Annotated in this window: 2 protein-coding genes; both read left to right on the top strand. The window is 61.0% G+C overall.

The window, feature by feature from the left end; all coding sequences use genetic code 11:
• The coding region (locus tag A2I95_RS35805) for an ACT domain-containing protein (RefSeq protein WP_291737293.1) at positions 1 to 550 on the top strand (550 nt) is incomplete at its 5' end.
• Positions 551 to 821: 271 nt separating this feature from the next.
• Positions 822 to 1,692, top strand: an 871-nt coding sequence (locus A2I95_RS35800) for a GAF domain-containing protein (RefSeq protein ID WP_291737292.1), incomplete at its 3' end; no start/stop codon positions are given.

Genomic DNA, 1,692 nt, shown 5'->3' with positions numbered 1-1,692 from the left:
GTCCAGTTTCGAGGAACAAAGTGACGAGGCCGGTACCCTGGTCTGTGCCGAGGAGGAAATCATGGAATCCAATGTTGTGGCCGGTGTGGCCTATTCCCGTGACGAGGCCAAGCTGACCGTGCAGTCGGTGGCCGACCGCCCCGGCATCGCGGCGACCATCTTTACCACACTCAGCGATGCGGGGGTGAATGTCGATATGATCGTGCAGGATATCTCGGACGAGGGCCGCACCGACATGACCTTCTCCTGCCCGACTGACCAGGTGGCGCGCGCTGAGCAGGCGTTGCTGGCAATCAAGGAAAAGGGCGAGCTGAACTATGCCGAACTCTTGGCCGACAAGGATGTGGCCAAGGTTTCTGTGGTTGGCATCGGCATGCGTTCGCAGTCCGGCGTGGCCGCCAAGATGTTCAAGGTGCTGTCGGATGAGGGCGTCAACATCAAGGTGATCACAACTTCCGAAATCAAGATATCGGTGCTGATCGACCGCAAATACATGGAGCTGGCCGTACAGGCGCTGCATGATGCTTTTGAGCTGGAAAAAGCCGGCTAAGCGCCCAACGGGAAACAGTTATCTGTAAGTTGCAAAGGCGCCGATCCGGCGCCTTTGTTGTGTCTGGCCTGCTGCTGGCGGTATTTTGCGCAATGCCGTGACAGGTTGCTCTGATTGCGGGCAATGCTGCAAAAACACTTGGACTTTTTCCGCTGGGGTGGGACAAGTGGGTGGAGGAGAGAGCACTGGCGTACTGCTCTGAGGGGTATCCGTTCTGCGGAGATCAGTCAGGGCGGCGGTGCGCGAGAAATGACCTCGGGAGAGGGTGGCAATGGCTGACACGACAGAATCCGAAAGCAGGAAGCTTCTGGTTCGCTTGCGCGAGGCGATGGCGGGCGATGATGCCGGCCAGGCGCGGCTCGACAAAATCACCCATCTGATCGCCGACAGCATGGGAACCGAGGTGTGCTCGGTCTATCTGTTCCGCGACGAGGAAACGCTGGAGCTGTGTGCGACCCAGGGTCTGAACCGCGAATCGGTGCACCAGACCCGGATGCGCATCGGCGAGGGCCTGGTGGGCCGGGTGGCGAAATACGGCAAGGTGGTGAACACCCCGGATGCGCCCAATGCCAAAGGGTTCCGCTACATGCCCGAGACCGGGGAGGAGCGGTTTTCCTCTTTCCTTGGGGTGCCGGTGCAGCGGCTGGGCGAGATGCTGGGCGTCTTGGTGGTTCAGTCCAAGGAGGGGCGCGAGTTTTCAGCCGATGCGGTCTATGCGCTGGAAGTGGTGGCGATGGTCATCGCGGAGATGACCGAGCTGGGCGCCTTCGTCGGCGAAGGCGCGGCCCTGTCGCCGTTGCACCAGCAGCCGGTTCTGATCCACGGCACCTCCGCCCAGGAAGGCGCGGCAGAAGGCCACGTCTGGCTGCACGAGCCGCGGGTGATCGTGACCAATCCGATTGCCGACGATCCCCAACGTGAGCTGGAGCGGATGAACAGCGCAGTCGAGGAACTGCGGGTCGGCGTTGACAAAATGCTGGAAGTCTCCCGCAACGGAGATAAAGACCAGCTGCAGGTTCTTGAGGCCTATCGGATGTTTGCCAATTCCAAAGGCTGGATGCGGCGGATGGAAGAAGACATCGCCCGCGGTCTGAGCGCCGAAGCCGCAGTGGAAAAAGAGCAATCCCAGGCCCGCGCCCGGA

It is taken from the genome of Leisingera sp. F5, from assembly GCF_001593695.1.
The sequence above is the reverse complement of the archived record's forward strand: the minus strand, read 5'-3'. Positions and strand labels throughout refer to the sequence as shown.